The following is a 21,402-nucleotide window of genomic DNA, read 5'->3' on the forward strand; positions in this document are numbered from 1 at the left end:
CATAGCGTTGGTGCCATGACGATCACAGCAGGCCCTGTTGCACGGGCAATCCAAGTCAGCAAGCATTTCGGCGACTCGTCCAACCCGGTGAGCGCGCTCGACAACGTCTCTCTCGACATTCACGGCGGCAGGTTCACCGCCATCATGGGGCCATCGGGTTCCGGCAAGTCCACCCTCATGCATGTCATGGCAGGGTTGGACACCCCCAGTTCCGGGCAGCTCATGCTGGCCGGAGCCGACATCACGTCGGCGGGCGACGACGCTCTGACGACGTTGCGCCGCAAGCAGGTCGGCTTCATCTTCCAGTCGTTCAATCTCGTTCCGACGCTCGACGTCAGGGGCAACATTCTGCTGCCGTTCGAGCTGGACGGCCGAGCGCCCACCGCTGAGGAGTCGGCCTGGATCGAGCAACTCATCGACACCCTGGGGTTGCAGAGCCGCGTCGGGCACCGGCCCCATCAGCTCTCGGGTGGGCAGCAGCAACGCGTCGCGATCGCTCGCGCTCTGGGTACTCGGCCGCAGCTGATCTTCGCCGACGAGCCCACCGGCAACCTCGACTCCCGCACCGGGCGTGAGGTTCTCGGCCTCCTCGCTGCGGCGGTACATCAGTACCGCCAATCCATCGTGATGGTCACCCACGATCCAGTCGCGGCCAGTTACGCCGATCGCATCGTCTTCCTCGCCGACGGCCGGATCGTCGACGAACTGGGACGCTCGACGCCGGAACAGATCTCGAACTACATGCTGGGAATGGAAGGTGTTCTCCGATGAGCGTGTCCACATCTGCTCGGGCGTCTCGGGAACACGGTGCGAGCATTCTGGTGACGGCGCTCGCGTCGTTCTTCGGCGTCGTGCTGATCCAGGCCACTGCGTTTCTGGTCGACATCTTCGACGACGGCAGCGACAGCACCGGAATCGTGGCGTTGTACTGCGTGGCACTGGTGTTCATCGGCCTTGCCCTGTATGTCGCGGCTGTCGTCACCTCGAACACGTTCGCGACGATCGTGGCCGGCCGCACCCGCACCATCGCGCTGCTCCGCCTGCTGGGTGCCCGGGCTCGTGATCTGCGTCGATCGGTCGCCCGGGAAGGCTTCCTCGTCGGGTTGTTCGGTGGCGCAGTCGGTCTGGTGCTCGGTGTCGGTGTCAGTCACCTGGCCCGCGCCGTCGCGGTATCGGCCCGTCAGTTGCCGGATGTGCAGTACACGTCCGTGCAACCGCTGGTGGTCCTTCCCGTCGTCACCGTGGTTCTGACGACGACGTTGGCGTCGTACGTCGGATCACGGAAAGTTCTGGACGTCACTCCGATTCAGGCGACGGGAGGTGCCGTCGACACCGGAATCGAGACTCCACGGTCGCGGCGGGTACGGACGGTGTTGTCGATCGTGCTCATCGCCGGCGGTGTCGTGCTGCTCGGCCTCGGTGTGCTGATCGGGATGGTCAACCCCGGCGGAGTACTGGTCGCGTTCTTCGGCGGTGTGGCATCGTTCACCGGCATCATGGTGGGTGCGTACCGAATCCTGCCCGGCGTGCTCCGACTCGTCGGAAGGATGGCGGGCCGCGGGCCGGCCGCACGATTGGCGTCCGCCAACGCAATTCGCTATCCGGATCGCAGCACCCGCACTGCAGTGGGCCTGCTCATCGGGGTGACCTTGGTGGTCACCTTCGCAGTCGCGATGTACAGCTATCGATCGATGCTCGTCGACGAGTACGACGAGGAGACCATCGGTCAAGTGCTGACGGTAACCGTCGGAATCATGACCGGCCTCATCGGTTTCTCCGCCGTCATCGCCGCGGTCGGCATGGTGAACAACCTGCTGCTGAGCATCCTGCAACGCACCCGGGAAATCGGTCTGTTGCGCGCCCTCGGGTTCACCCGCAAGCAGATTCGTTCCATGATCGTCTCGGAGAGCACCCAGATGGTGGTCGCGTCGATGGGCTTCGGGCTGATCCTCGGAATCGGATACGGTTGGGCCGCAGCACAATCGCTGCTGGGCTCACTGAGCGGCGGCGGCGTGTCTGCTCCGACACTCCCCTGGGCCGTCATCGCAGGCACGGTGCTGTGCGGCGGGCTTCTCGCTCTCGGAGCATCGTTGGCACCGGCGCGGCGGGCGAACAAGATCTCGCCGGTACTTGCGTTGGCGGACACCTGACCTCGAGGCTTCGGGTTGGCTACCAGGGGCATGGTTGCGCACTACCGACGCCGATCGACGGAATTCCGTCGATCGGCGACCGTAGCGTGCAACCGTGCCCGCTCCGCCGGGCAGTCCTGTGGATAACGTCGTCGAGTTATCCACAATTGCGAGATTGCCACTGTTGCGCGGGCCCGTCAGCCGCAACGGTGTAGCAATGGGGGTCTACACAGTGCAGCAATTGCTCGCACAAGGAATCAGCACGAGCACGATTTCGAGGCGGTCGCGGTCGGGTGAGCTGGTGCGACTGCTACCGAAGGTCTACGCGACGGAGAAGCCGGACTATTTCGGACTGTGCCTAGGGGCCACCCTGTGGAGACCGGAGGCCGCACTGAGTCACGAAAGTGCGGCATGGTTATGGGGACTGATCCAATACGAACCACGTCTGGTCGACGTCACTGTCGGCCCGACCGGCCAGTCGAGGTCGGTGCCCTGGATCCGAGTTCACCGCCGAGTTCTCGGCGACATCACCACGCGACGCGGCATGCGAGTGGTGTCCCTGGAGCAAACGTTCGTCGATGTCGCGACCTGCTTGTCGACGCCCGATCTCGAGAAGTTCTTCGACAACGCCATAGACAATCACGTGCCGTGGCGTCGGGTCGCTGAACTGTGTGACACGGCAAAAGGCATGGACGGAATGGCTGCAGTGCGCAAGCAGCTTCGAACCTGTTGCCCGAGAACTCTATCCGAGCCGGAACGGGTCGTGGCGCGGGCATTGAAAGCTCGCCACTTCACAATGGAGATCAATGCGCGCGTAGGTAGGTTCTACGGCGACCTGGTCGACTTTTCCGCACGAGTCATCGTCGAGATCGATGGACGAGAGTTCCACACCGATCCCGCGACGTTCAACAGTGATCGTCGACGGCAGAACGAGTTGGTACTCGACGGATGGTTGGTGCTGCGATACTCGGCGGCCACAGCGCTCGCCGAACTCGATCGCGTCGTAGACGAAATCATCACGGTGGTGCGTCGTCGCCGGAAGTCGATTGCAGCAACGGGACGTCGACTCCCGTGAATACGCGTCGTTGACGGGCAGGGTTGCGCACTACCGACGCCGATCGACGGAATCCCGTCGATCGGCGGTCGTAGTGTGCAGTGGTGCCCGCAATGCCGGCTCTGTCGTTCAGACCCTTCCGGCCAGGATCAGAGCGAAACGCGAATCTGCGTCGGACCACAGATGGAGGACGTCGAAGCCCGCCATCTTCAATTCACCGGCAATGCCGTCCGGCCGGAACTTCGCGGAGATCTCGGTACGTAGATCTTCTCCGGACTCGAAGTGCACGTGCAGGTCGAGATCCTGCAAATACACCTCCTGCGCAGCGGTGGCCCGCAGGCGCATCTCGATCCACTCGTGCTCGGCGTTCCACAGCGCCACGTGCTCGAAGGCCTCGGGGTCGAAGTTCGCGCCGAGCCGAGAGTTCAGGACCGACAACACGTTTCGGTTGAACTCGGCTGTCACCCCGGCCGCGTCGTCGTACGCGGGAACGAGCACGTCCGGATCGATCACCAAGCCCACCCCGAGCAGCAGAAACTCGCCGGGGTCGAGTGCGTCCGCTACGGCCGCCAGGAATTCCTCGCGTTCCTGCGGGATGAGGTTCCCCAGAGTGCCGCCGAGGAAGGCGATGGTGCGGCCTGTTCCGGAGGGAAGATTGTGCAGGGTATCGGTGAAATCGCTGACGATGCCGTGCAGTTCCAGCGTCGGGAACTCCTTCGAGATCTGCTCGATGGCACCCTCCAAGGCCGTACTGGACACATCCTGAGGCACATACGTTCTCAGCGAACCGTGTTCGATGCCGGCAGACAACAGCAGCTTGGTCTTCTCCGACGAACCCGAGCCCAGCTCGATCAACATCGACGATTCGGTGGCCCGGGCGATGTCGAGTGCATGCTCCTCGATCAGCGCGCGCTCGGTGCGGGTCGGGTAGTACTCCGGCAGCACCGTGATCTGCTCGAACAGCTCACTGCCGACGGCATCGTAGAAGTACTTGGGCGAGAGCCACTTCGGGTCGGCGGTCAAGCCCTCCCGCACGTCCTTGCGCAATTCGTCCAGCAGCGTCGTATCGGTCAGATGTACGTCCACCGTGCTCATGACTCTCCTTCATTCTTCCAGGGTCGAAACGGTGACACCGGTCGCTGTCGCGACGACGATGCTGCGGTCGTCGATAGAGATCCATTCGGGATCGTCGTCGACGGGTTCGGAAGCGATCGTGACCGAATCCTCGGTCTGCAGTACCGACAGCGAATGATGCACCGCCGTGGCATACATGGACGTGCCGTCCGAAAGCAGAAAATTCAGGCGCGCCTTGGGCGACCTGGCCAGAACCTCTCGAACCAGCATGCGCAATGCCGACTCGGGATCGTGTGTGCGCAACAGGTTTCGCAACACGATCCACAATCCGGCGGCGTCGGTAGGGGCCGGCAGCATCAACGCATCGGTCGGCGGAATCTCCGACCACAGCTCCGCCAACGATTCCGGCCAACCGAACACGACGCCGTTGTGGCTGAATGCCCATCGCTCGTCGGTGAACGGGGCACAGGCACTGCGTTCGACCGGCATTCCCACGGTGGCCGATCGGACCGCCGCGATCACCGACGTCGACTGCAGTTGCGGCAGAGCATCGTCGACCGCAGGGTCGGTCCAGATGGGCATCGGATTGCGATAGCTGCGTACGGTGTCGTCGCCGTCCCACCAGGCAACGCCGAACCCGTCGGCGTTGATGGTGCCGCCGCCCCGCATGTCGGTGGGCGCGAACGATTGTGTGCGCAGCGAGTTCTTGCCCCGGGTCAGCAGTGACCCGACCGAGGTGGTTGCTCCGAGGTACCCGAGATGACGGCACATTCAGTGCGACTCGACGTCACGGGCCAACCGGAACCCACTGAAGATCTGCCGACGAATCGGGTGATCCCAATTTCGGAACGTCCCGCGGCAGGCCACCTCGTCGGTGCCGAAAGAGCCGCCGCGCAACACCTTGTAGTCGCCGCGCAGAAACACCTCCGAGTACTCGGCATACGGGAATGCCTCGAATCCCGGGTACGCGTCGAAATCCGAGGACGTCCACTCCCACACGTCACCGATCAGCTGATGGACCCCGGCCGAGGAGACACCCTGCGGATACGCCCCCACATCGGCCGGTTCGAGATGTCGCTGATTCAGATTGGCATGTGCAGCAGTGGGTTCGGCGTCGCCCCAGGGGTAGGCGCGGGTGGTGTTCGACGCCGCGTCGTACCGCGCGGCCTTCTCCCATTCCGCTTCCGTCGGTAGCCGCTTGCCTGCCCAGCGCGCATAGGCGTCGGCCTCGAACCAGCACACGTGCACGACGGGCTGCTGCGGACGCACCGGTCTGCGCACCCCGAAGCTTCGACGCCACCAGGTGCCGTCGGAATCGGACTCCCAGAACTGCGGGGCGGTGAGCTGCGCATCGACGCGGTGCGCCCACCCCTTCTCCGTCCACAACTCGGGACGCTCGTAGCCGCCGTCGGCGATGAAATTCATGTACTGCGCATTGGTGATCGGGGCCCGGTCGATGGCGAAGGTCGGCACGTGCACGGCGTGTGCAGGCCGCTCGTTGTCCAACGCCCACGGGTCGAGTGACGTTCCCATCGAGAACGGCCCACCGGCAATGATGGCTTCCCCCGCCACCGGCATCGTGGACGTCGGTGGCGCGGGAGCAGTGAGAACGGCTGGGCCGGAACGCAACTGGTGCGTTGCGAGCATGGTTTCGTCGTGCTGCTGCTCGTGCTGGGCGATCATTCCGAACGCGAACCCGTGCTTCTCGACCGGCCGACCCTCGAACGTGCTGTGCTCCAACACGTCCCAGGCCTTGTCCCGCACGGTATGCACGTAGGCGCGCGCTTCCTCGGGCGTCAGGAGCGGCAGGGACGTTCGCGACGAACGCGAGTGCTTGAACGCGTCGTACAACTCGTCGATGTCCGGCCGCACCGGATCGCGGCCACCGACGTCGCGCACGAGCCAGAGTTCTTCCTGACTGCCGATGTGTGCCAGGTCCCAGATCAGCGGACTCATCAACGGCGAATGCTGAGCCATCAGTTCGGTTTCGTCCACGCACTCGGTGAGCGCGGCACTGCGGGACCGGCTCCGAGTCAGCACGGTCTCGATCCTGGTCCTGAGTTCTTCGGCGCTCACACCGATTCCTTTCGGCTCTGCGATGTCGGCGACACCGCATCGAATTCGTGGGGCGAAATACCGGCGCGACATCTCCGAGATGCCGCACGCAACTGCTGGGAGAACTCTCCTCCCGCGGATGATGCGAGATCGAGCACGTCGCTTGCGGCCCTGCGCAGCTCGCCATCGGCCAGACCTGCACGGGCCGCATCGAGCCACCGACCAGCTGTGCCTGCGCCGAGTTCGGTGGCCTGGGAAACCAGACCGGGAGTGGACAACAGCGCCTCGAACGCGGCGGCCGGTATCACCCATTGACCGTCGGGTTGCGCGTCGAGGTAACGGATTTCGAGGTGGCCGCAGGCTCGGACATGCGGGAACAGCGTCGTCAGGTGGTAATCGAGATCGGCGTAGGTTGCCGGACGACCGACAACGCTCGGATCGTCGAGCCACTGCGCAAAAGGGATGCCGGACGGCGCTTCCCAGTTCTGGGTGGTTCCCCGAATACAGAGGAGCGGAACGTCGAGTGCCCACCGCGCGTAATCGGCGATCGGATCGCCCGTGTTCGGTACCGTGGTCCGGCTGGAATCGAGTTCGAGCCAGGTTCGCATTCGCTGCGATGCCCACGCACCCGTCGGTGCCCCGGCGAGTTCGGGAGAGCGCGCGAACGCAGCGACGAAGGCCGGGCCGATGGCGTGCAGCATCTGCCATCGCGAAGTGACCTCGGCCCGATCACGTCCGGCATCGACACTGACCTGGGTGGCGGCGGTGTTGCACATCATCAGTTTGCCGAAAGGCCCGATGGTGGTGAAACGGTTTTCCATCGCGCAGTAGCGCGGTAAGACCAGTAGTCGTTCGGGATCTCGCACGGCGTCGGCGGGAACTGCGCTGATGGAGATGCCGTCGCGACCGAGCATGTCGTGCAACAGTCGGGCATCGGCGTCGAGCAGCGGTTCGAGCTGGGAAACGGAAATAGAAGGCGAACTGGACAATTCGACTTGGCCGCCCGGTTCGACGGTGACGATACTTCCGCCCGGCAACGTCAGGGCGGGTGACTCGGGAGCGATACTGCGCGGGGAGTGATCACCGAGCGCAGCGGCCAGAGCTGACAGGGAGGGCCGCGAACCGTCGTCGAGGGCCGTGAGCCATTCGAGTTCGGCACCGATGAGCGACGGTGGCCCCAGCTTGAAACACACCTTCGACACATATGCCTCGATGGCTGGGCGCGTGCTCAGCTCGAGGGACTTCTCGTTGGAGGACACATTTCCTTCTTTCCCACTCACCGCGATCCGACTACGCAATGTACCCAGCTGCCAGGATCGAAAACGCCGAGATCCCGCGTCGTAACGAGGCTACCGATTGTGGAACCCTGATGCCCGAGAGTTCGCTACCGGAAGGACTATCGATGCTCGATCACGACCGCATTCGCCGCGACACCCCTGGTGCGTCGGGCCGGGTATTTCTCGACAGCGCCGGCTCCTCGCTGCCGCCCACCGTCGTCGTCGACACCGCGATCGCCCATCTGCGCCGCGAGGCGGAGATCGGCGGGTACCGGGCCGCGAGCGAACGCCTCGACGATCTCGCGGCCGTCAAGGCATCGATCGGAACCCTGATCGGGGCACCGGCGTCGACCATCGCTCTGAGCGATTCCGCCACTCGTGCGTGGACCGACTTCTTCTACTCGGTGCCGTTGTCGGCCGGGGATCGAATCCTGCTGTGCGAGGCCGAATACGCCAGCAACGCCATTTCCGCGCTGCACCGCGCCGAGGTCTCCGGGGCCACGGTCGAGGTGATTCCGAGCGACGCGTCGGGGTGCATCGACGTGGACGCCCTCGAGCAGATGCTCGACGACCGGGTCCGGGTGGTGTCGGTCGTGCACGCGCCCACCAACGGGGGCTTGATCAACCCGGCCCGCGCAGTGGCCGACCTCGCCCATCGGCACGGTGCCCTCGTCCTGCTCGACGCGTGTCAGTCCATCGGCCAGCTGCGGGTGGACGTCGACGAACTCGGCGTCGATGCGCTGTCGGCCACCGGTCGCAAGTGGCTACGCGGGCCCCGAGGTACCGGGTTCCTGTACCTGCGTCCGGAATTGGCCGCGAGCTTGCATCCACCGGCTCTCGATCTGCACAGCGCGCAGTGGGAGGACTCGTCGACCTACCGAATGGCCGACGACGCAACACGTTTCGAGTTCTGGGAATGCGACGTCGCAGCCCGCCTCGCCCTCGGCGCGGCCGTCGACTATCTACTCGAACTGGGTATCGACGACGCCGCGGACGCCATCTCCGAGCGCGCCGAGTACCTACGTGCCGGAATGCGACGCATTCCCGGGGTCACCGTCCACGATCTCGGTGACCGCAAGAGCGGCATCGTCTCGTTCACCGTGGACGGTGAGGAGCCGGTGGCCGTCCGCGACCGACTTGCCGACCGAAACGTGACGGTCACGGTGAGCCATCGCGGTTCCACTCGACTGGACATGACAGGCCGGGGACTCGACGCCGTCGTCCGTGCATCCCCGCACTACTTCGTCACCTTCACCGAGCTGGACACGATGCTCGCTGCGCTCGCCGGTGCGTGAGCGTGCCCTGGGGTCCGGATGTGCGCTGAGGTAGGCGCCGACCCCGATCCCCGAGACTGCGAGGCCCGCGATACCGAACCACGTGACCGCGTCGCCGAACATCACGAAAGCCCAGAGCATCGTCGTCGGCGGTGTCAGGTAGAGCAGCACGCTGGCACGAGTCGGTCCACTGCGGCGCACGACGAACAGGTACGCGCCGTATGCGCCGAAGGTCGACAGAACCACCGTCCACGCCACCGCAGCCCAGAAACCCGTCGTCATCGGCGGTACCGCGTCACCGGCAATTGCACTCCACGTCATGAAACCGACTGCGCTGATGCCACATTGGATGGCCATGGCCAGCGCGATGGGTTCTTTCGGATCCAGTAGCCGTTGCCCGATCGTCCCGGCCGACAGCGCCAGCATGCCCGCGGCGGGCAGCAGGTAGACGGGCCACGCGAGATCGGCACCGGACAGGTCACCGATGACGACGAGCGTCACTCCGGCGATGCCGACGACGAGGCCGAGGATTCCTCTCGATCCGACGCGTTCGCCGAAGATCCGGCTCGAGGCCAGCGCGACCACCAACGGCTGCAAAGCAGCGATCAGGGCGGCGACGCCCGGAGGGACGCCCATGCCGATGCCGGTGATGGTGGCACCGAGGTAGAGGAACTGACAGAAGAGGCCGAGGACTGCGTGGATACGCAGCGCGTGCCACGTCGGGGTGAGTCGTCGCCATCTGCACCACGCGACGAGGAGCACGACTGCCACCAGGTACCTCCAGGCCAGCAGCGTGTGGGCCGGAGCTTCGGCGGTGCCGAATTCTGCTCCGATGAAGCCCGAACTCCACAGAATCACCAGAGCTGTACCGGCGAGAACATCGATGCGTGAGGTCATGAGAGCGATGTAAACATACAGGTCTGTATACTCGCAGTGCACCCCACTCCGACCAGCGCTTTCGAAAGGTCGCCATGCACGACAAGCCACTGACCCCCGCAGCGGAACGAATTCTCGCCGTCGCGAGCGAGCTCTTCTACGACCGCGGAATCCGCGCCGTCGGCGTCGACCTGATCGCCGAGGAAGCCGGCACGACCAAGAAGACCCTGTACGACCGCTTCGGCTCCAAGGACGGCCTGGTGCAGCGCTACCTGAAGCGGCGATACGACCTCTGGTGTGCGCACGTGACGCAGTACGTCGACTCCCTCGACCAGGGTGAGCAGCGGGTACTAGGGGTCTACGACGCACTCGACCTGTGGATGTGCGACAACCATCGCGGCTGCGGATTCGTCAACGCATTCGCCGAGTTCGGCGGCACCGACAGCCCGGTGTTGGCCATCATCGAGTCGGAGAAGGCGTGGACGCGATCGCTGTTCGCACGCCTGGCCGCCGATGCCGGATACCCCGATTCAGACGAGCTCGGGACTCGATTGTCACTGCTGCACGAGGGTGCGGTGGTCATGGGAACCGCAGGCGGTCGGGACGACGCCATCGCCGTCGCCCGGTCGGTGGCCGCCGAGTTGCTCGCTGCGCTCGCAGTGGCGCGGGTAAGTGCCCCAGCAGGCACATAACCGAGCCACTGCGGAGCATCGTGTATTGTCTTCCAGGTTGTCTCGGCGAGGGTAGATCCGGCTCATCAGGATCCACCGTTATCGACGCGGCTCGGCCCCGTTGGCCGCGCTCGTTCGTGTCCGCCCCGACGAGTTTGACAGCCCGACGAAGTACGCCGCACGAACCACAGATCACAGTTATCAGGAGCATGTAGCACCATGGCATCGAAGGTAAACAACCTCACCGCGCAGGTCCGCACCGAATTCGGCAAGGGTGCCGCACGCCGCGCTCGTCGCGACGGCCTCGTTCCCGCCGTTCTGTACGGACACGCAACCGACCCCCAGCACCTGGCACTCGACGCCCGCGCATTCGCTGCCGTGCTGCGTAACGACGGCACCAACGCTGTGCTCACCCTCGACATCGCCGGCAAGTCGCAGCTGGCACTGACCAAGTCGATCGTCGTGCACCCGATCCGTCGCAGCATCGAGCACGCCGACCTCCTCGTCCTGAACAAGGGCGAGCGCGTCACCGTCGAGGTCAACATCATCGTCGAGGGCGACGCCGCACCGGGCACCCTCGTCACCACCGACTCGACCGCCGTCGAGATCGAGGCCGACGCGCTCGAGATCCCGGAGAACTTCGTCGTCTCCGTCGAGGGTTCCGAGATCGGCACGCAGATCACCGCGGCAGACCTGGATCTGCCGTCCGACGTCACCCTCATCTCCGACGGCGAGACCCTCCTGGTCAACGTCGTCGAGGCACCGTCCGAGGAAGACCTCGAGGCCGACGGCGAAGGCACCGAGCCGATCTCCGAGACCGGCGAAGCCGAGACTCAGGAAGAAGCAGCTTCCGAGGACGAAGACAGCTCCGACGAGAGCTGATCCTCTCCCCTGCATCTCGAGCGGCGCGCTGTTCTCCTTCGGGAGACGGCGCGCCGTTCGTTTCGAACCATCGATGGAAGAATGACGCCCGTGAGCACCGAAAACGGCCCCGCCCTGATAGTCGGGCTCGGCAACCCCGGTCCGCCGTACGACAAGACTCGGCACAACGTGGGCTTCATGGTCGCCGACGCACTCGCCGGGCGCGTCGGCTCGTCGTTCTCGTCGCACAAGAAGTCCAATTCCGACATCGTGCAGGCCCGGCTCGACGGCCGTTCGGTCGTCGTCGCGAAGCCGCGAACGTTCATGAACCTCTCGGGCCAGCCGGTGGCGGCACTGGCTCGGTTCTTCTCCGTCGACCCCGCGAACATCGTGGTGGTGCACGACGAATTGGACATCGACTTCGGCGCACTGCGACTCAAGCTCGGCGGCGGTGAGGGCGGGCACAACGGTCTGCGCTCGATTTCTCAGCACCTCGGCACCAAGGACTACCTGCGGGTCCGCGTGGGCGTCGGACGGCCACCGGGACGGATGGATCCGGCGTCGTTCGTGCTCAAGCCCTTCTCGACGCCCGAACGCAAGGACCTCGGCGTCGTGATCGAAGAAGCCGCCGACGCCGCCGAGCTACTGCTGAAGGTCGGTCTCGAGGCCGCCCAGAATCGGGTGCACCCGCGCTGATCAGTTCAGCAGCGACACCGAATTGGCCCGTCGCAGTTTGCCGCTCGACGTCTTCGGGATGCTGCCCGGCCCCAGGACTGCCACCGTGCGCGGGCGTACTCCTACCTCCGAATGCACCGCGTGGATCACTTCACGCTCGATCCGCTTGACCTCGTCGGGGTTGTCGATATCGTTCGTTTCGACTGCAACAGCGAAGCTTTCGCGCTTGTCGCCGGCGTCGAGGCGGATCGCGACGGCGTTACCGGGCCGAACTCCCGCGACGGTGCCCGCCGCTCGCTCGATATCGGTGGGATAGATGTTGCGGCCGCCCATGATGATGACGTCCTTGACCCGGCCGCAGACGACGACCAGTTCGTCCTCGGTGATGTAGCCGACGTCGCCGGTATCGAGCCAGCCGTCGGCGTCCTGTGTCGGCACGGGGCCGTCGACGGTGATGTATCCGGGCGTGACGGCCTTGCCGCGGACCTCGATGATGCCGACGCCGCGCGCGGTGAGCACCTGCCCTTCCTTGTCCACGACGCGGCCCTCGAGACCGGGAACGAACTTTCCGAGAGTGGCCAGGGATCGGGTGTTGCCGCGGGTGGACGGGACTGCGCGGCCGAGCGTTTCGAGTAGATCCGCGTCGACGACGTCGATCACCTGCCCTTGGCCGGGGTCCGGAATCGACACGGCGAGAGTCGTTTCCGCCATTCCGTACACGGGCGCGAGGGCCGCAGGATCGAGTTTGTACGGCGCACCCGCTTCTGCCAATGCGATCATCGTGTCGGGGTCGACGGGTTCGGCACCGTTCCACGCGTAACGCAGCGTGGACAGATCCAGATCCAGATCGTCCTCCGCCTGACGCAGCCGACGCGCCAACAGTGAATACGCGAAATTGGGTGCAGCAGTGACTGTTCCGCGGTACTTGTCGATGAGCTTGGCCCACAACAGCGGCGAGCGCAGGAAGTCCAACGGAGTGATGCTCACGACCTCGGCACCTACCTGCATCGGCACCGACAGAAAGCCCACCATGCCCATGTCGTGGAAGAGCGGCAACCAACTGACCATGACGTCGGAATTGACGTCGAACTCGATGCGATCGATCATCGCGTACGCATTGACGTAGAAGTTCTCGTGCGTGATGCGCACGGCCTTGGGCGACCCGGTGGAGCCGGACGTGAGCTGCTGCAGCGCGATGTCGGTCTCGGCCGTCGGCACCGGATCGATGTCGCGACCGGACTTCATGTCGTCGATCTTCAGCACAGTGATGCCGCGCTCGACGAGCACCGGTGCGGCGATGTCGAACGGAGCTCCCAGAATCACCGCCTTCGCGTCGATCATCCGGACGACGGTTTCGGTGTCCTCGCCCCAGACGGCCAGATCGGTCCGCGGGGTGGGCTGATGCAACATCGTCACCGACGCTCCGCGCATCCACGTGGCCTGGCACGCAGGTGCGATGTCGACGGGCTGGCCGGCGAGAATGCCGATCGCGTCGCCGTGTTCGACCCCCGCGTCGGCCAACGCGCCCGCCATCCGCCGCGCCTGCTCGTGGATCTCACCCCACGACTGGCGCAACGCCGCCTCGGGCTCGCCGGTGACCAAACCACGTTTGCTGCTGCTTGCGGTCTCGAACATCTCGTCGGTGAACTTGCTCAACGCGTCATCTCCTCGTTCGACGGTCCTTCCGCGTCCCTCACCCTAAGCAATCCCGCGATGACCGGTGACCGTTACCGGCCGCGTATCCTTGACCTTTGCCGTTGCCGTGACTACGAGATAGAGGCCTTCGTGAGTACCCCGCCCAGTTCCCCCGACGTCGATGCAGCACTCGACGGGTCAGGACCGAACTCCGGCCCCGCTCGACACTCGGCCAGGGAACTCGATTTCGAGGTCGCGAGGCGTCGAACATTCGCGGTGATCTCACACCCCGATGCCGGTAAGTCGACGCTCACCGAGGCCCTCGCCCTGCACGCGCGCGTCATCTCCGAGGCCGGTGCCATTCACGGCAAGGCTGGCCGCCGCTCCACGGTCTCGGACTGGATGGAGATGGAGAAGGCGCGCGGCATTTCGGTGAGTTCGACTGCGCTGCAGTTCAATTACCAGACCTCCCCCGACGCCGAGGTCACCAACGTGATCAACCTCGTCGATACCCCCGGGCACGCCGATTTCTCCGAGGACACCTACCGCGTCCTGACGGCGGTCGACGCGGCCGTCATGCTCATCGACGCCGCGAAGGGCCTCGAGCCGCAGACCCTCAAGCTGTTCCAGGTGTGCCGCCAGTTCGGGATCCCGGTCATCACCGTCATCAACAAGTGGGACCGCCCGGGTCAGTCCCCGCTCGAACTGCTCGACGAGATCGAGTCACGAATCGGCCTGACGCCGACGCCTCTGTACTGGCCCGTCGGCATCGCGGGTGACTTCCGTGGCCTGCTCGATGTGCAGGACCGCAGTTACATCCGCTTCACCCGAACCGCCGGTGGTGCCACAATCGCGCCCGAGGAATTCATGACGGCCGAGGCCGCCGCGCAGCGCGAGGGCGTCGACTGGGACACCGCCGTCGAGGAGAGCGATCTGCTGATCTCGAGCGGCCAGCAACACGACCAGGAGATGTTCCTCGCCGGCCAGACGTCGCCGGTGATCTTCGGATCGGCGATGCTGAACTTCGGCGTGCGCCAGATCCTCGACACCCTGGTGGCGCTGGCCCCCGCACCCGGCCCCCGGGCCGACGTCTCCGACGGGGTGCGCGCGGTGACCGATCCCTTCAGTGCCGTCGTGTTCAAGGTGCAGGCCGGCATGGACACCGCGCACCGGGACCGCCTGGCCTTCATGCGCGTCGTTTCGGGCGTGTTCGAGCGGGGCATGGTCGTCACGCACGCACAGACCAAGAAGCCGTTCACCACCAAGTACGCGCTCACCGTCTTCGGGCGTGACCGGACGACGGTCGAGAATGCCTACCCCGGCGACATCGTCGGTCTGGTCAACGCCACCGCGCTCGCGCCCGGCCACACGTTGTACACCGACAAGAAGGTCGAGTTCCCACCGATCCCGTCGTTCGCACCCGAGCACTTCTCGGCACTGCGCGTCGACAGCGCCGACAAGTACAAGAAGTTCCGCCGAGCCGTCGAACAACTCGACTCCGAGGGCGTGGTTCAGGTGCTGCGCAACGACATTCGCGGCGACGCCTCCCCGGTTCTCGCGGCCGTCGGCCCGATGCAGTTCGAGGTGGTCACCGCACGAATGAAGACCGAATTCGGCGTCGACGCTCGGATGGAACCGTTGGGTTACTCACTTGCTCGGCGCACCGACGCGGCGTCGGCCGTCGAATTGGGCCGTCAGCGCGGCGTCGAGGTCTTCACCCGGACCGACGGCGCCCTGCTGGCTCTCGTCAGCGACAAATGGCGACTGCAGTACATCCAGAAGGAGATGCCCGAGCTCACCCTCGAGCCCCTCGTCGCCGCAGGCGATCAGTAGCCTGTCGCGGTGCTGACAGATCTGCTCGACGCCGAATTCAGCGTGCTGGGCCACCCGGTGCTGTGGCGCGAGGTGATCGGGAACGGCTTCGGACTGCTCTCCGCGGTCGGCGGGATGCGTCGAGTCGTGTGGGCGTGGCCGGTGGGAATCATCGGAAATGCGCTGCTGTTCACCGTCTTCATGGGCGGGGTGTTCCACACTCCGCAGGCGTTGGATCTGTACGGACAAGCCGGACGGCAGCTGATGTTCATTGCCGTCAGCGCCTACGGGCTGGCCCGGTGGATGCGCGGCTCGAAGAACTCGGGGGCCGCCGTCGTTCCACGCTGGGGCACTGCCCGTGAGCGACTGGTGATGATCACTGTCGCAGTCGTCGGAACGATCGTGTTCGCGCAGCTGTTCGGGTACCTCGGTTCGTTCGGCAAGTGGGCCGATGCGTGGATCTTCACCGGCTCGATGCTCGCGACGTTCGGCATGGCCCGCGGGCTCACCGAATTCTGGCTCATCTGGATCGCGGTGGACATCGTGGGCGTCCCGCTGCTGGTGATCGCCGGTTTCTACCCGTCCGCTGTCCTCTACTTGGTATACGCCGGGTTTGTGACCTGGGGTTTCGTGGTGTGGTTCAGGATCCAGAACAAGCCTTTGGACCAAAAAATGGCGATCTAAACAATCGTGATGCTACTCTCAGGCGGTCCGAACAAACTTCGAGTACGTTTTGGCGTGCTCGACGCCGAGTTGGGCGTCATGTGAGTTCTCCGATCATGGCGTCTCGGCGCGGAACCACCCGAGAATCACGATGAAGTGGAAAACGACATGACTAAGGGAACGAACTACCCATTGGCCGGGATCAAGGTCGGTGGCGCTCCCGCGCATCGTTTGGCGACGCCGCCGAAGTCCGATTCCACTCCGTCCAACGGTGCCCGCACCGACAGTTCGGTAGCTGCACCCGCCGAGAAGGCGGCCGAAACCACCACCGATTTCCCGGCGGCAGTGGTCACGTCCACCGACACGGCATCCGCTCCACAGCCCGCAGCATCAGAGAAGCCCGCCACGGAATCGAACGAGGTTGAAGTGACCACCAGCGATCAGATCTCAGAACACGGCCTGCCCACCAACGGCCGTTCCACCGCTCACGCCTCCAGCGGCAGCACGTCGCCGTCTCTCGGCCGCGGCCAGGCACCCGACCGTCGTACCGCCATGGGCGTCGCCTCGGTTCGTATCGCGGGTCGGCTGACCCAGAACGAACTCGGCAGCCGCACCGGCGACATCCGCACCCCCGACACTTCCGTCGGCCCCGACGAGTTGCTTCAGCTCCTCGGCGAATACCTCGTCTCCGGTGGTCTGCAGAACCCGGAGATCCACGTGCGTTCCAACGGCCAGACCATCGTGCTGGACCTGCAGAACCCCGCCAAGGGTTACCGCTGACCCACTGACGGTCACAGCAGCTGCTGGAAGGCCTCTGGTCGCACCATCTCGAGCACCAGAGGCTTCCACTGCGGCGCGCGGTCCTTGTCGACCAGCACTGCGCGCACCCCCTCGGCGAAGTCCGGTTCCGTGATGATCCATGTCGCCAGCCGCAACTCGCGATCGAGGCACTCCCGCAACGTACTGTCCGCAGCCCGCTCGATCAGGGCATCGGTGGCCATCAAGGACGTCGGCGACAGCGTTGCCAACTGAGTCTTGGTCGTGCGAGACCACGCGGTATCGCACTCCAATACATCGATGATGTCGACGAGCGAGGTCTTCTCGAACACCGTGGCCACCGCCTTCGCGTCGAACGACAATTCCGTCGTCGGCGGCGGGGTCGTGTGTCGCGCGAGCGCTGCACCGAGATCGGTGCCGCCGAGAATGTCGTCCTTGAGCGCCTGGACGGATTCGCTGGGACAGAAGTGTGTCGCCAATCCCAGTGTCACAGCGTCGGATCCGGTGATCCGCGTGCCCGTCAGCGCCAAGTAGCGTCCGATGTGATCGGGCAACCGGGACAGGAAATAGCTCGAACCCACATCGGGAACGAATCCGATCGCCGTCTCCGGCATCGCCAGAAGAGCGTTCTCGGTCACGATCCGCACGCTGCCGTGCACCGAGATTCCTAACCCTCCCCCGAACGCCGCGGCCTCGACGACCGCCACATACGGCTTGGGGTACGTCGCAATGATCTCGTCGAGGTCGTACTCGGCAGAGAAGTAGCGCGGCCCGGCTTCTCGGTCGCCGTCGATCACGGCCTGCCTGATGGCCTTGATGTCTCCGCCGGCGCAGAACGCGCGCGGTGAACTGCTCGTCACCAGAACCGAACCGACGGTGTCGTCGTCCCGCCACGCATCGAGTGCCGCGCGAATGCCGTGGATCATGGCCTCGTTCAACGAGTTCAGGGCCTCCGGCCGGTTCAGGACGATATGCCCGACACCACCGACTACCTCGGCTTCGACTACGGCCACTGCGGACTCCCTTTCACCTGCTTCGATCGACGCGTAACAGTAGCGCTATTCGCGTGATTCGATCGAGCGCGGCCGCGCGTCGGACGGTATGTCGGCGGGACGGCACTCGCGCTCCTCCGCGGTGAACCACCCGCGATACAGGAACAACTGGCCGAGCACCGGGCTCTTGACTTCGATCTCGATGCGGTGCCGTTCCTCAGCCGCGTCCCACCATTCCCGGCCGATCGTGACCGCAGAGGCCACCCTCGGCAACTTCGGCGCAATGGGACCGAGCAGAAACCGCGGCACCTCGCTCTCGAGCACCAACCCACCGTCGGAGTCGACCGCACACGTGGTGTGCACCACCATGTCCGAAGAGAAGCCCAGATAGTCGAGCGCATACGCGTCGGATTCTGCGGACGACACCATCACCGAATTCATCCCCTGCGGACGCGCGGCGAACGCGAAGCGACGCACGAAAGACATTGTCTCGCGGCCCAATTCGTCGACGTACGCATAGTTGGCAATGGTGAAGGGCACATCCTTGCCCACCCCAGCAGGAAACAGGCCTCGCTTACGACCGGCCCACAGCAGCGGCGGAGGAACGAGACGAGAGTGAGTCATCTCCTTCATTACACCGACCCCGAACTGAGCCCGATGATCCGAGGACTGCAAACCGAAACGCCATTGGACCTTGGGATGCAGACGAGCGAAATCCGAACCCATCACTTCTGCGACGACCGATGCCATGACCACAGTATGCGCTGCGCGCATGTGCATGAAACTTCGTAGCAGGATACGAGTTACCACTCACATGGGCGAAGCCCTCTACTCCAGTTCGGCGGCCAATTCCATCCAGCGTTCCTCGGCGACGTCCTTGTCGGCGAGAACCTGCTTGAGTTCGGTGTCGAGGGCCACGAGCTTGTCCGGCGCAGTGGCAGCCTCGGCGAGTTCGGCGTGCAGTTCGGTCTCCCGCTTGGACAGGCGAATGACGAGCTTCTCGAGCTTGCTGAGTTCCTTACGGGCCGCGCGCTCCGAAGCCGCATCACGGGTTGCCTTCCGCGGCACCCCGCCGGTGGTCAACGAGTCCGGCGTCGCGTCGGCGGCGAGGACGGCCCGCCTGCGCAGGTAATCCTCGATGCCGCCGGGCAGGTTGGTGAGCTTGCCGTCACCGAACAGTGCCCACGTCGAGTCACAGATGCGCTCGATGAGGTACCGGTCGTGACTGATGACGACGAGCGTGCCCGCCCAGCCGTCCAGGATGTCCTCGAGCTGCTGCAGGGTGTCGATGTCCAGGTCGTTGGTCGGCTCGTCGAGCAACAGCACGTTCGGCTCGGCCATCAGGACTCGCGTCAACTGCAAGCGACGGCGTTCGCCACCGGACAGATCTCCGACCGGCGTGCGCTGGCGAGCTGGGGTGAAGCCCAGCCTTTCCGCGAGCTGCCCGGCGGAAATCTCCTTGTCGCCCAACGTGATCCGCTCGGCCACCTCCTTGACCGCGTCGAGGACCCGCAGCTTCTTGGGTAGGTCGTCCAATTCCTGCTTCAGCCAACCGATCTTGACGGTCTGGCCCTGGATGCGCTTGCCCGCAGCGGGCTGCAGTTCACCGGCGAGCGTGCGCAGCATCGTCGTCTTGCCCGATCCGTTGACGCCGACGAGACCGACGCGCTCGCCGGGAGCCAGACGCCACGTGAAGTCCTTGACCAGCTCACGGCCGTCAGGAGTTTCCAGGCGCGCGTCCTCGAGTTCGATGACGACCTTGCCCAGACGGCGCTGCGCAAAGGAGGACAGCGCCACGGAGTCACGAGGCGGCGGTACGTCGGCAATCAGTGCCTCGGCGGCCTCGATGCGGTATTTGGGCTTGGACGTTCGCGCGGGAGCACCGCGGCGCAGCCATGCGAGTTCCTTGCGGGCGAGGTTGCGACGCCGCTCCTCGGATGCGTCGGCCTGACGGGAGCGCTCTGCACGCGCGAAGACCCAATCGTTGTAGCCACCCTCGTAGGTTTCGATACCACCCCCGACGACCTCCCACGTCTGATTGGCGACGGTGTCGAGGAACCACCGATCGTGCGTGACGACCAGTAGCGCGCTCCGACGACTCACCAGGTGCGCGGCCAGCCACTGCACGCCCTCGACGTCGAGGTGGTTGGTGGGCTCATCGAGCACCAACAGATCCAGATCCTGAACGAGGGCTGCTGCCAACGCGACTCGTCGACGCTCGCCACCGGAGAGGTTGTCGATCGGCGCGTCCAGTCCGGAGCTACCGGCCGGACCCAGGTCGGCAATACCGATGCCGGTCAAAATGTTTCGTACCCGGGAATCACCGGCCCACTCGTGCTCGGCCATCCCGAGCGGATCGAGCACCACCTGACCGACCGTCGACCCGGGCGGCAACACACCACGCTGAGTGACGACGGCCATCCGCAGTCCGTTCACTCGGCTGACGCGTCCCGAATCGGGGGGTTCGATGCCGGCGAGAACCTCGAGGGTGGTGGTCTTGCCACCGCCGTTGAGGCCGACCATGCCGATGCGTTCGCCCTCCTGCACACCGAGCGAGACGCCGTCGAGCAGAGGCTTGACGCCGAAGGACTTACTGACGTTTTCGAGATTGACGAGATTGACCATCAGGAAAAACCATTCGATTCACTAGTGACCACACGAGCACCGGGAACCGGTCCACTCGCAACACGGACGGTGCGGCACACGCCTGCACCGGACAATTCAGCGCTCACCGACACCGCCGCATCGGCGTCGGCGCACAGGAACGCACACGTGGGGCCCGAGCCGGACACGATGCCCGCCAACGCACCCGCAGTGACACCCGCTCTCAGCGTGCGACGCAACTGCGGCATCAGCGAGACCGCAGCGGCTTGTAGATCGTTGCCCAACAGCGGGGCGAGGGCCCGCGCATCACCCGACGCGAGGGCATGCATCAAATCCTCTGTTCCACCGAGCCTGGGCGGATCGCCCTTGGCCCGCAACTGATCGAGCTCGCCGTACACGGCGGGGGTCTGCAGACCACCCTTCGCCAATGCCAGAACCCAATGAAAGTTGTTACGCGAGAGCACCGGAAGCAACTTCTCACCGCGGCCGGTACCTACGGCAGTCCCGCCGTGCAACGAGAACGGCACATCGCTACCGAGTTCGGCGGCCACCTCGTCGAGCTCGTCACGCGAGAGTTCGAGATGCCACATCGCGTTGAGCGCAACCAACGTCGCGGCAGCATCGGCACTACCGCCCGCCATGCCGCCGGCGACCGGAATGCCCTTGTCGATGGTGATCTCCACCGACGGCTCGCGCCCGACCCGACGGCCCACCAACTCGGCGGCCTTCCAGACCAGGTTCCGCGAATCCGTCGGAACGACCTTCGCGTCGTCGCCGCGCACCCGAACCGACAACGCCTTCGCCGGAACGACCGACAACTCATCGGAGAGAGACAGCGCCTGGAACACCGTCGTCAACTCGTGAAAGCCGTCGGGACGCAGGTCACCGACCGAAAGATGCAGATTCACCTTCGACGGGGCCCGAACGACAACGGGCGTGGGAACGACAGACAGCACGTTTAACCACAGTAGTG

General features: G+C 65.0%; 19 protein-coding genes and 1 pseudogene. 10 read left to right on the forward strand and 10 right to left on the reverse strand.

Features of this window, described 5'->3' with window-relative positions; genetic code table 11:
* Positions 1-15: 15 nt before the first annotated feature.
* The 3 genes from CH262_RS00110 (at position 16) to CH262_RS00120 (ending at position 3,204) form a co-directional block, all read left to right on the forward strand.
* Positions 16-771 carry an ABC transporter ATP-binding protein gene (locus CH262_RS00110; RefSeq protein WP_094716625.1) on the forward strand — a complete coding sequence of 252 codons (756 nt, stop codon included), beginning with the start codon at positions 16-18 and terminating at the stop codon, positions 769-771.
* Positions 768-2,150, forward strand: a complete 1,383-nt coding sequence (locus CH262_RS00115; protein ID WP_027496095.1) for an ABC transporter permease — start codon at positions 768-770, stop codon at positions 2,148-2,150. The genes CH262_RS00110 and CH262_RS00115 overlap by 4 nt, the downstream gene beginning before the upstream one ends.
* Before the next feature lie 196 nt (positions 2,151-2,346).
* Positions 2,347-3,204: a DUF559 domain-containing protein gene (locus tag CH262_RS00120; RefSeq protein WP_094716626.1), complete on the forward strand. Its 858-nt coding sequence runs from the start codon at positions 2,347-2,349 to the stop codon at positions 3,202-3,204.
* Between the two features lie 108 nt (positions 3,205-3,312).
* Here the strand turns inward: CH262_RS00120 and egtD are convergent, their stop codons facing one another.
* Genes egtD through egtA form a run of 4 tightly spaced genes read right to left on the reverse strand, consistent with a single transcriptional unit; the run spans position 3,313 to position 7,571 of the window.
* A complete protein-coding gene (egtD, locus tag CH262_RS00125) occupies positions 3,313-4,278 on the reverse strand; it encodes an L-histidine N(alpha)-methyltransferase (protein ID WP_032407565.1) in 966 nt (321 codons plus the stop codon).
* Between the two features lie 9 nt (positions 4,279-4,287).
* On the reverse strand, positions 4,288-5,028 hold the full coding sequence (gene egtC, locus CH262_RS00130) for an ergothioneine biosynthesis protein EgtC (protein ID WP_094716627.1): 741 nt from the start codon (positions 5,026-5,028) through the stop codon (positions 4,288-4,290).
* On the reverse strand, positions 5,029-6,333 hold the full coding sequence (egtB, locus tag CH262_RS00135) for an ergothioneine biosynthesis protein EgtB (RefSeq protein WP_179274875.1): 1,305 nt from the start codon (positions 6,331-6,333) through the stop codon (positions 5,029-5,031). It abuts the gene before it with no gap.
* The gene (egtA, locus tag CH262_RS00140; RefSeq protein WP_094716629.1) at positions 6,330-7,571 is read right to left on the reverse strand and encodes an ergothioneine biosynthesis glutamate--cysteine ligase EgtA; all 1,242 of its coding nucleotides are present in this window, start codon (positions 7,569-7,571) and stop codon (positions 6,330-6,332) included. The genes egtB and egtA overlap by 4 nt, the downstream gene beginning before the upstream one ends.
* Positions 7,572-7,714: 143 nt before the next feature.
* Between egtA and CH262_RS00145 the strand changes: the two genes are divergently transcribed.
* Complete coding sequence (locus CH262_RS00145) at positions 7,715-8,884, forward strand: aminotransferase class V-fold PLP-dependent enzyme (protein WP_094716704.1); 1,170 nt, start codon at positions 7,715-7,717, stop codon at positions 8,882-8,884.
* A 51-nt stretch (positions 8,885-8,935) separates the two neighbouring features.
* Here the strand turns inward: CH262_RS00145 and CH262_RS00150 are convergent.
* Positions 8,936-9,760, reverse strand: a pseudogene (locus CH262_RS00150) (DMT family transporter); the annotation flags it as partial.
* 74 nt (positions 9,761-9,834) lie between these two features.
* Between CH262_RS00150 and CH262_RS00155 the strand changes: the two are divergent.
* The 3 genes from CH262_RS00155 to pth all read left to right on the forward strand — a co-directional run bounded on the left by CH262_RS00155 (position 9,835) and on the right by pth (position 11,967).
* Positions 9,835-10,431, forward strand: coding sequence for a TetR/AcrR family transcriptional regulator (locus tag CH262_RS00155; protein WP_094716630.1), 597 nt, complete (start codon positions 9,835-9,837; stop codon positions 10,429-10,431).
* Between the two features lie 198 nt (positions 10,432-10,629).
* Positions 10,630-11,292, forward strand: a complete 663-nt coding sequence (locus tag CH262_RS00160) for a 50S ribosomal protein L25/general stress protein Ctc (RefSeq protein WP_094716631.1) — start codon at positions 10,630-10,632, stop codon at positions 11,290-11,292.
* 81 nt (positions 11,293-11,373) lie between these two features.
* Complete coding sequence (gene pth, locus CH262_RS00165) at positions 11,374-11,967, forward strand: aminoacyl-tRNA hydrolase (RefSeq protein WP_094716632.1); 594 nt, start codon at positions 11,374-11,376, stop codon at positions 11,965-11,967.
* Here pth and CH262_RS00170 read toward each other — a convergent pair whose 3' ends face one another.
* Positions 11,968-13,602, reverse strand: coding sequence for a fatty acyl-AMP ligase (locus tag CH262_RS00170; protein ID WP_027496084.1), 1,635 nt, complete (start codon positions 13,600-13,602; stop codon positions 11,968-11,970).
* A gap of 129 nt (positions 13,603-13,731) precedes the next feature.
* Here CH262_RS00170 and CH262_RS00175 point away from each other — a divergent pair, with 129 nt between their 5' ends.
* The 3 genes from CH262_RS00175 (at position 13,732) to CH262_RS00185 (ending at position 16,836) form a co-directional block, all read left to right on the forward strand.
* The gene (locus CH262_RS00175) at positions 13,732-15,414 is read left to right on the forward strand and encodes a peptide chain release factor 3 (protein ID WP_094716633.1); all 1,683 of its coding nucleotides are present in this window, start codon (positions 13,732-13,734) and stop codon (positions 15,412-15,414) included.
* A 9-nt stretch (positions 15,415-15,423) separates the two neighbouring features.
* On the forward strand, positions 15,424-16,077 hold the full coding sequence (locus CH262_RS00180) for a nicotinamide mononucleotide transporter family protein (protein ID WP_032364119.1): 654 nt from the start codon (positions 15,424-15,426) through the stop codon (positions 16,075-16,077).
* Positions 16,078-16,224: 147 nt separating this feature from the next.
* Positions 16,225-16,836 (forward strand): hypothetical protein, encoded by a 612-nt coding sequence (locus CH262_RS00185; protein ID WP_027496081.1) that lies wholly within the window; start codon positions 16,225-16,227, stop codon positions 16,834-16,836.
* An 11-nt stretch (positions 16,837-16,847) separates the two neighbouring features.
* Here CH262_RS00185 and CH262_RS00190 read toward each other — a convergent pair whose 3' ends face one another.
* From CH262_RS00190 to CH262_RS00205, 4 genes are all read right to left on the reverse strand, one after another.
* On the reverse strand, positions 16,848-17,846 hold the full coding sequence (locus CH262_RS00190) for an enoyl-CoA hydratase/isomerase family protein (RefSeq protein WP_094716634.1): 999 nt from the start codon (positions 17,844-17,846) through the stop codon (positions 16,848-16,850).
* A 45-nt stretch (positions 17,847-17,891) separates the two neighbouring features.
* Positions 17,892-18,575, reverse strand: coding sequence for a DUF4166 domain-containing protein (locus CH262_RS00195; protein WP_094716705.1), 684 nt, complete (start codon positions 18,573-18,575; stop codon positions 17,892-17,894).
* A gap of 78 nt (positions 18,576-18,653) precedes the next feature.
* The gene (locus CH262_RS00200) at positions 18,654-20,450 is read right to left on the reverse strand and encodes an ABC-F family ATP-binding cassette domain-containing protein (protein ID WP_027496078.1); all 1,797 of its coding nucleotides are present in this window, start codon (positions 20,448-20,450) and stop codon (positions 18,654-18,656) included.
* On the reverse strand, positions 20,450-21,385 hold the full coding sequence (locus tag CH262_RS00205) for a 4-(cytidine 5'-diphospho)-2-C-methyl-D-erythritol kinase (RefSeq protein ID WP_094716635.1): 936 nt from the start codon (positions 21,383-21,385) through the stop codon (positions 20,450-20,452). The genes CH262_RS00200 and CH262_RS00205 overlap by 1 nt, the downstream gene beginning before the upstream one ends.
* Positions 21,386-21,402 lie beyond the last annotated feature (17 nt).

Source organism: Rhodococcus sp. 05-2255-1e, from assembly GCF_002259025.1.
Classification (GTDB): domain Bacteria; phylum Actinomycetota; class Actinomycetes; order Mycobacteriales; family Mycobacteriaceae; genus Rhodococcoides; species Rhodococcoides fascians.

What these genes read in the sequence shown, in the direction of transcription:
- CH262_RS00110 (WP_094716625.1), top strand. Translation starts at nt 16, where the DNA reads ATGACGATCACAGCAGGCCCTGTTGCACGGGCAATCCAAGTCAGCAAG.
- CH262_RS00115 (WP_027496095.1), top strand. Translation starts at nt 768, where the DNA reads ATGAGCGTGTCCACATCTGCTCGGGCGTCTCGGGAACACGGTGCGAGC.
- CH262_RS00120 (WP_094716626.1), top strand. Translation starts at nt 2,347, where the DNA reads ATGGGGGTCTACACAGTGCAGCAATTGCTCGCACAAGGAATCAGCACG.
- egtD (WP_032407565.1), bottom strand. Translation starts at nt 4,278, where the DNA reads ATGAGCACGGTGGACGTACATCTGACCGATACGACGCTGCTGGACGAA.
- egtC (WP_094716627.1), bottom strand. Translation starts at nt 5,028, where the DNA reads ATGTGCCGTCATCTCGGGTACCTCGGAGCAACCACCTCGGTCGGGTCA.
- CH262_RS00145 (WP_094716704.1), top strand. Translation starts at nt 7,715, where the DNA reads ATGCTCGATCACGACCGCATTCGCCGCGACACCCCTGGTGCGTCGGGC.
- CH262_RS00155 (WP_094716630.1), top strand. Translation starts at nt 9,835, where the DNA reads ATGCACGACAAGCCACTGACCCCCGCAGCGGAACGAATTCTCGCCGTC.
- CH262_RS00160 (WP_094716631.1), top strand. Translation starts at nt 10,630, where the DNA reads ATGGCATCGAAGGTAAACAACCTCACCGCGCAGGTCCGCACCGAATTC.
- pth (WP_094716632.1), top strand. Translation starts at nt 11,374, where the DNA reads ATGACGCCCGTGAGCACCGAAAACGGCCCCGCCCTGATAGTCGGGCTC.
- CH262_RS00185 (WP_027496081.1), top strand. Translation starts at nt 16,225, where the DNA reads ATGACTAAGGGAACGAACTACCCATTGGCCGGGATCAAGGTCGGTGGC.
- CH262_RS00195 (WP_094716705.1), bottom strand. Translation starts at nt 18,575, where the DNA reads ATGGCATCGGTCGTCGCAGAAGTGATGGGTTCGGATTTCGCTCGTCTG.
- CH262_RS00200 (WP_027496078.1), bottom strand. Translation starts at nt 20,450, where the DNA reads ATGGTCAATCTCGTCAATCTCGAAAACGTCAGTAAGTCCTTCGGCGTC.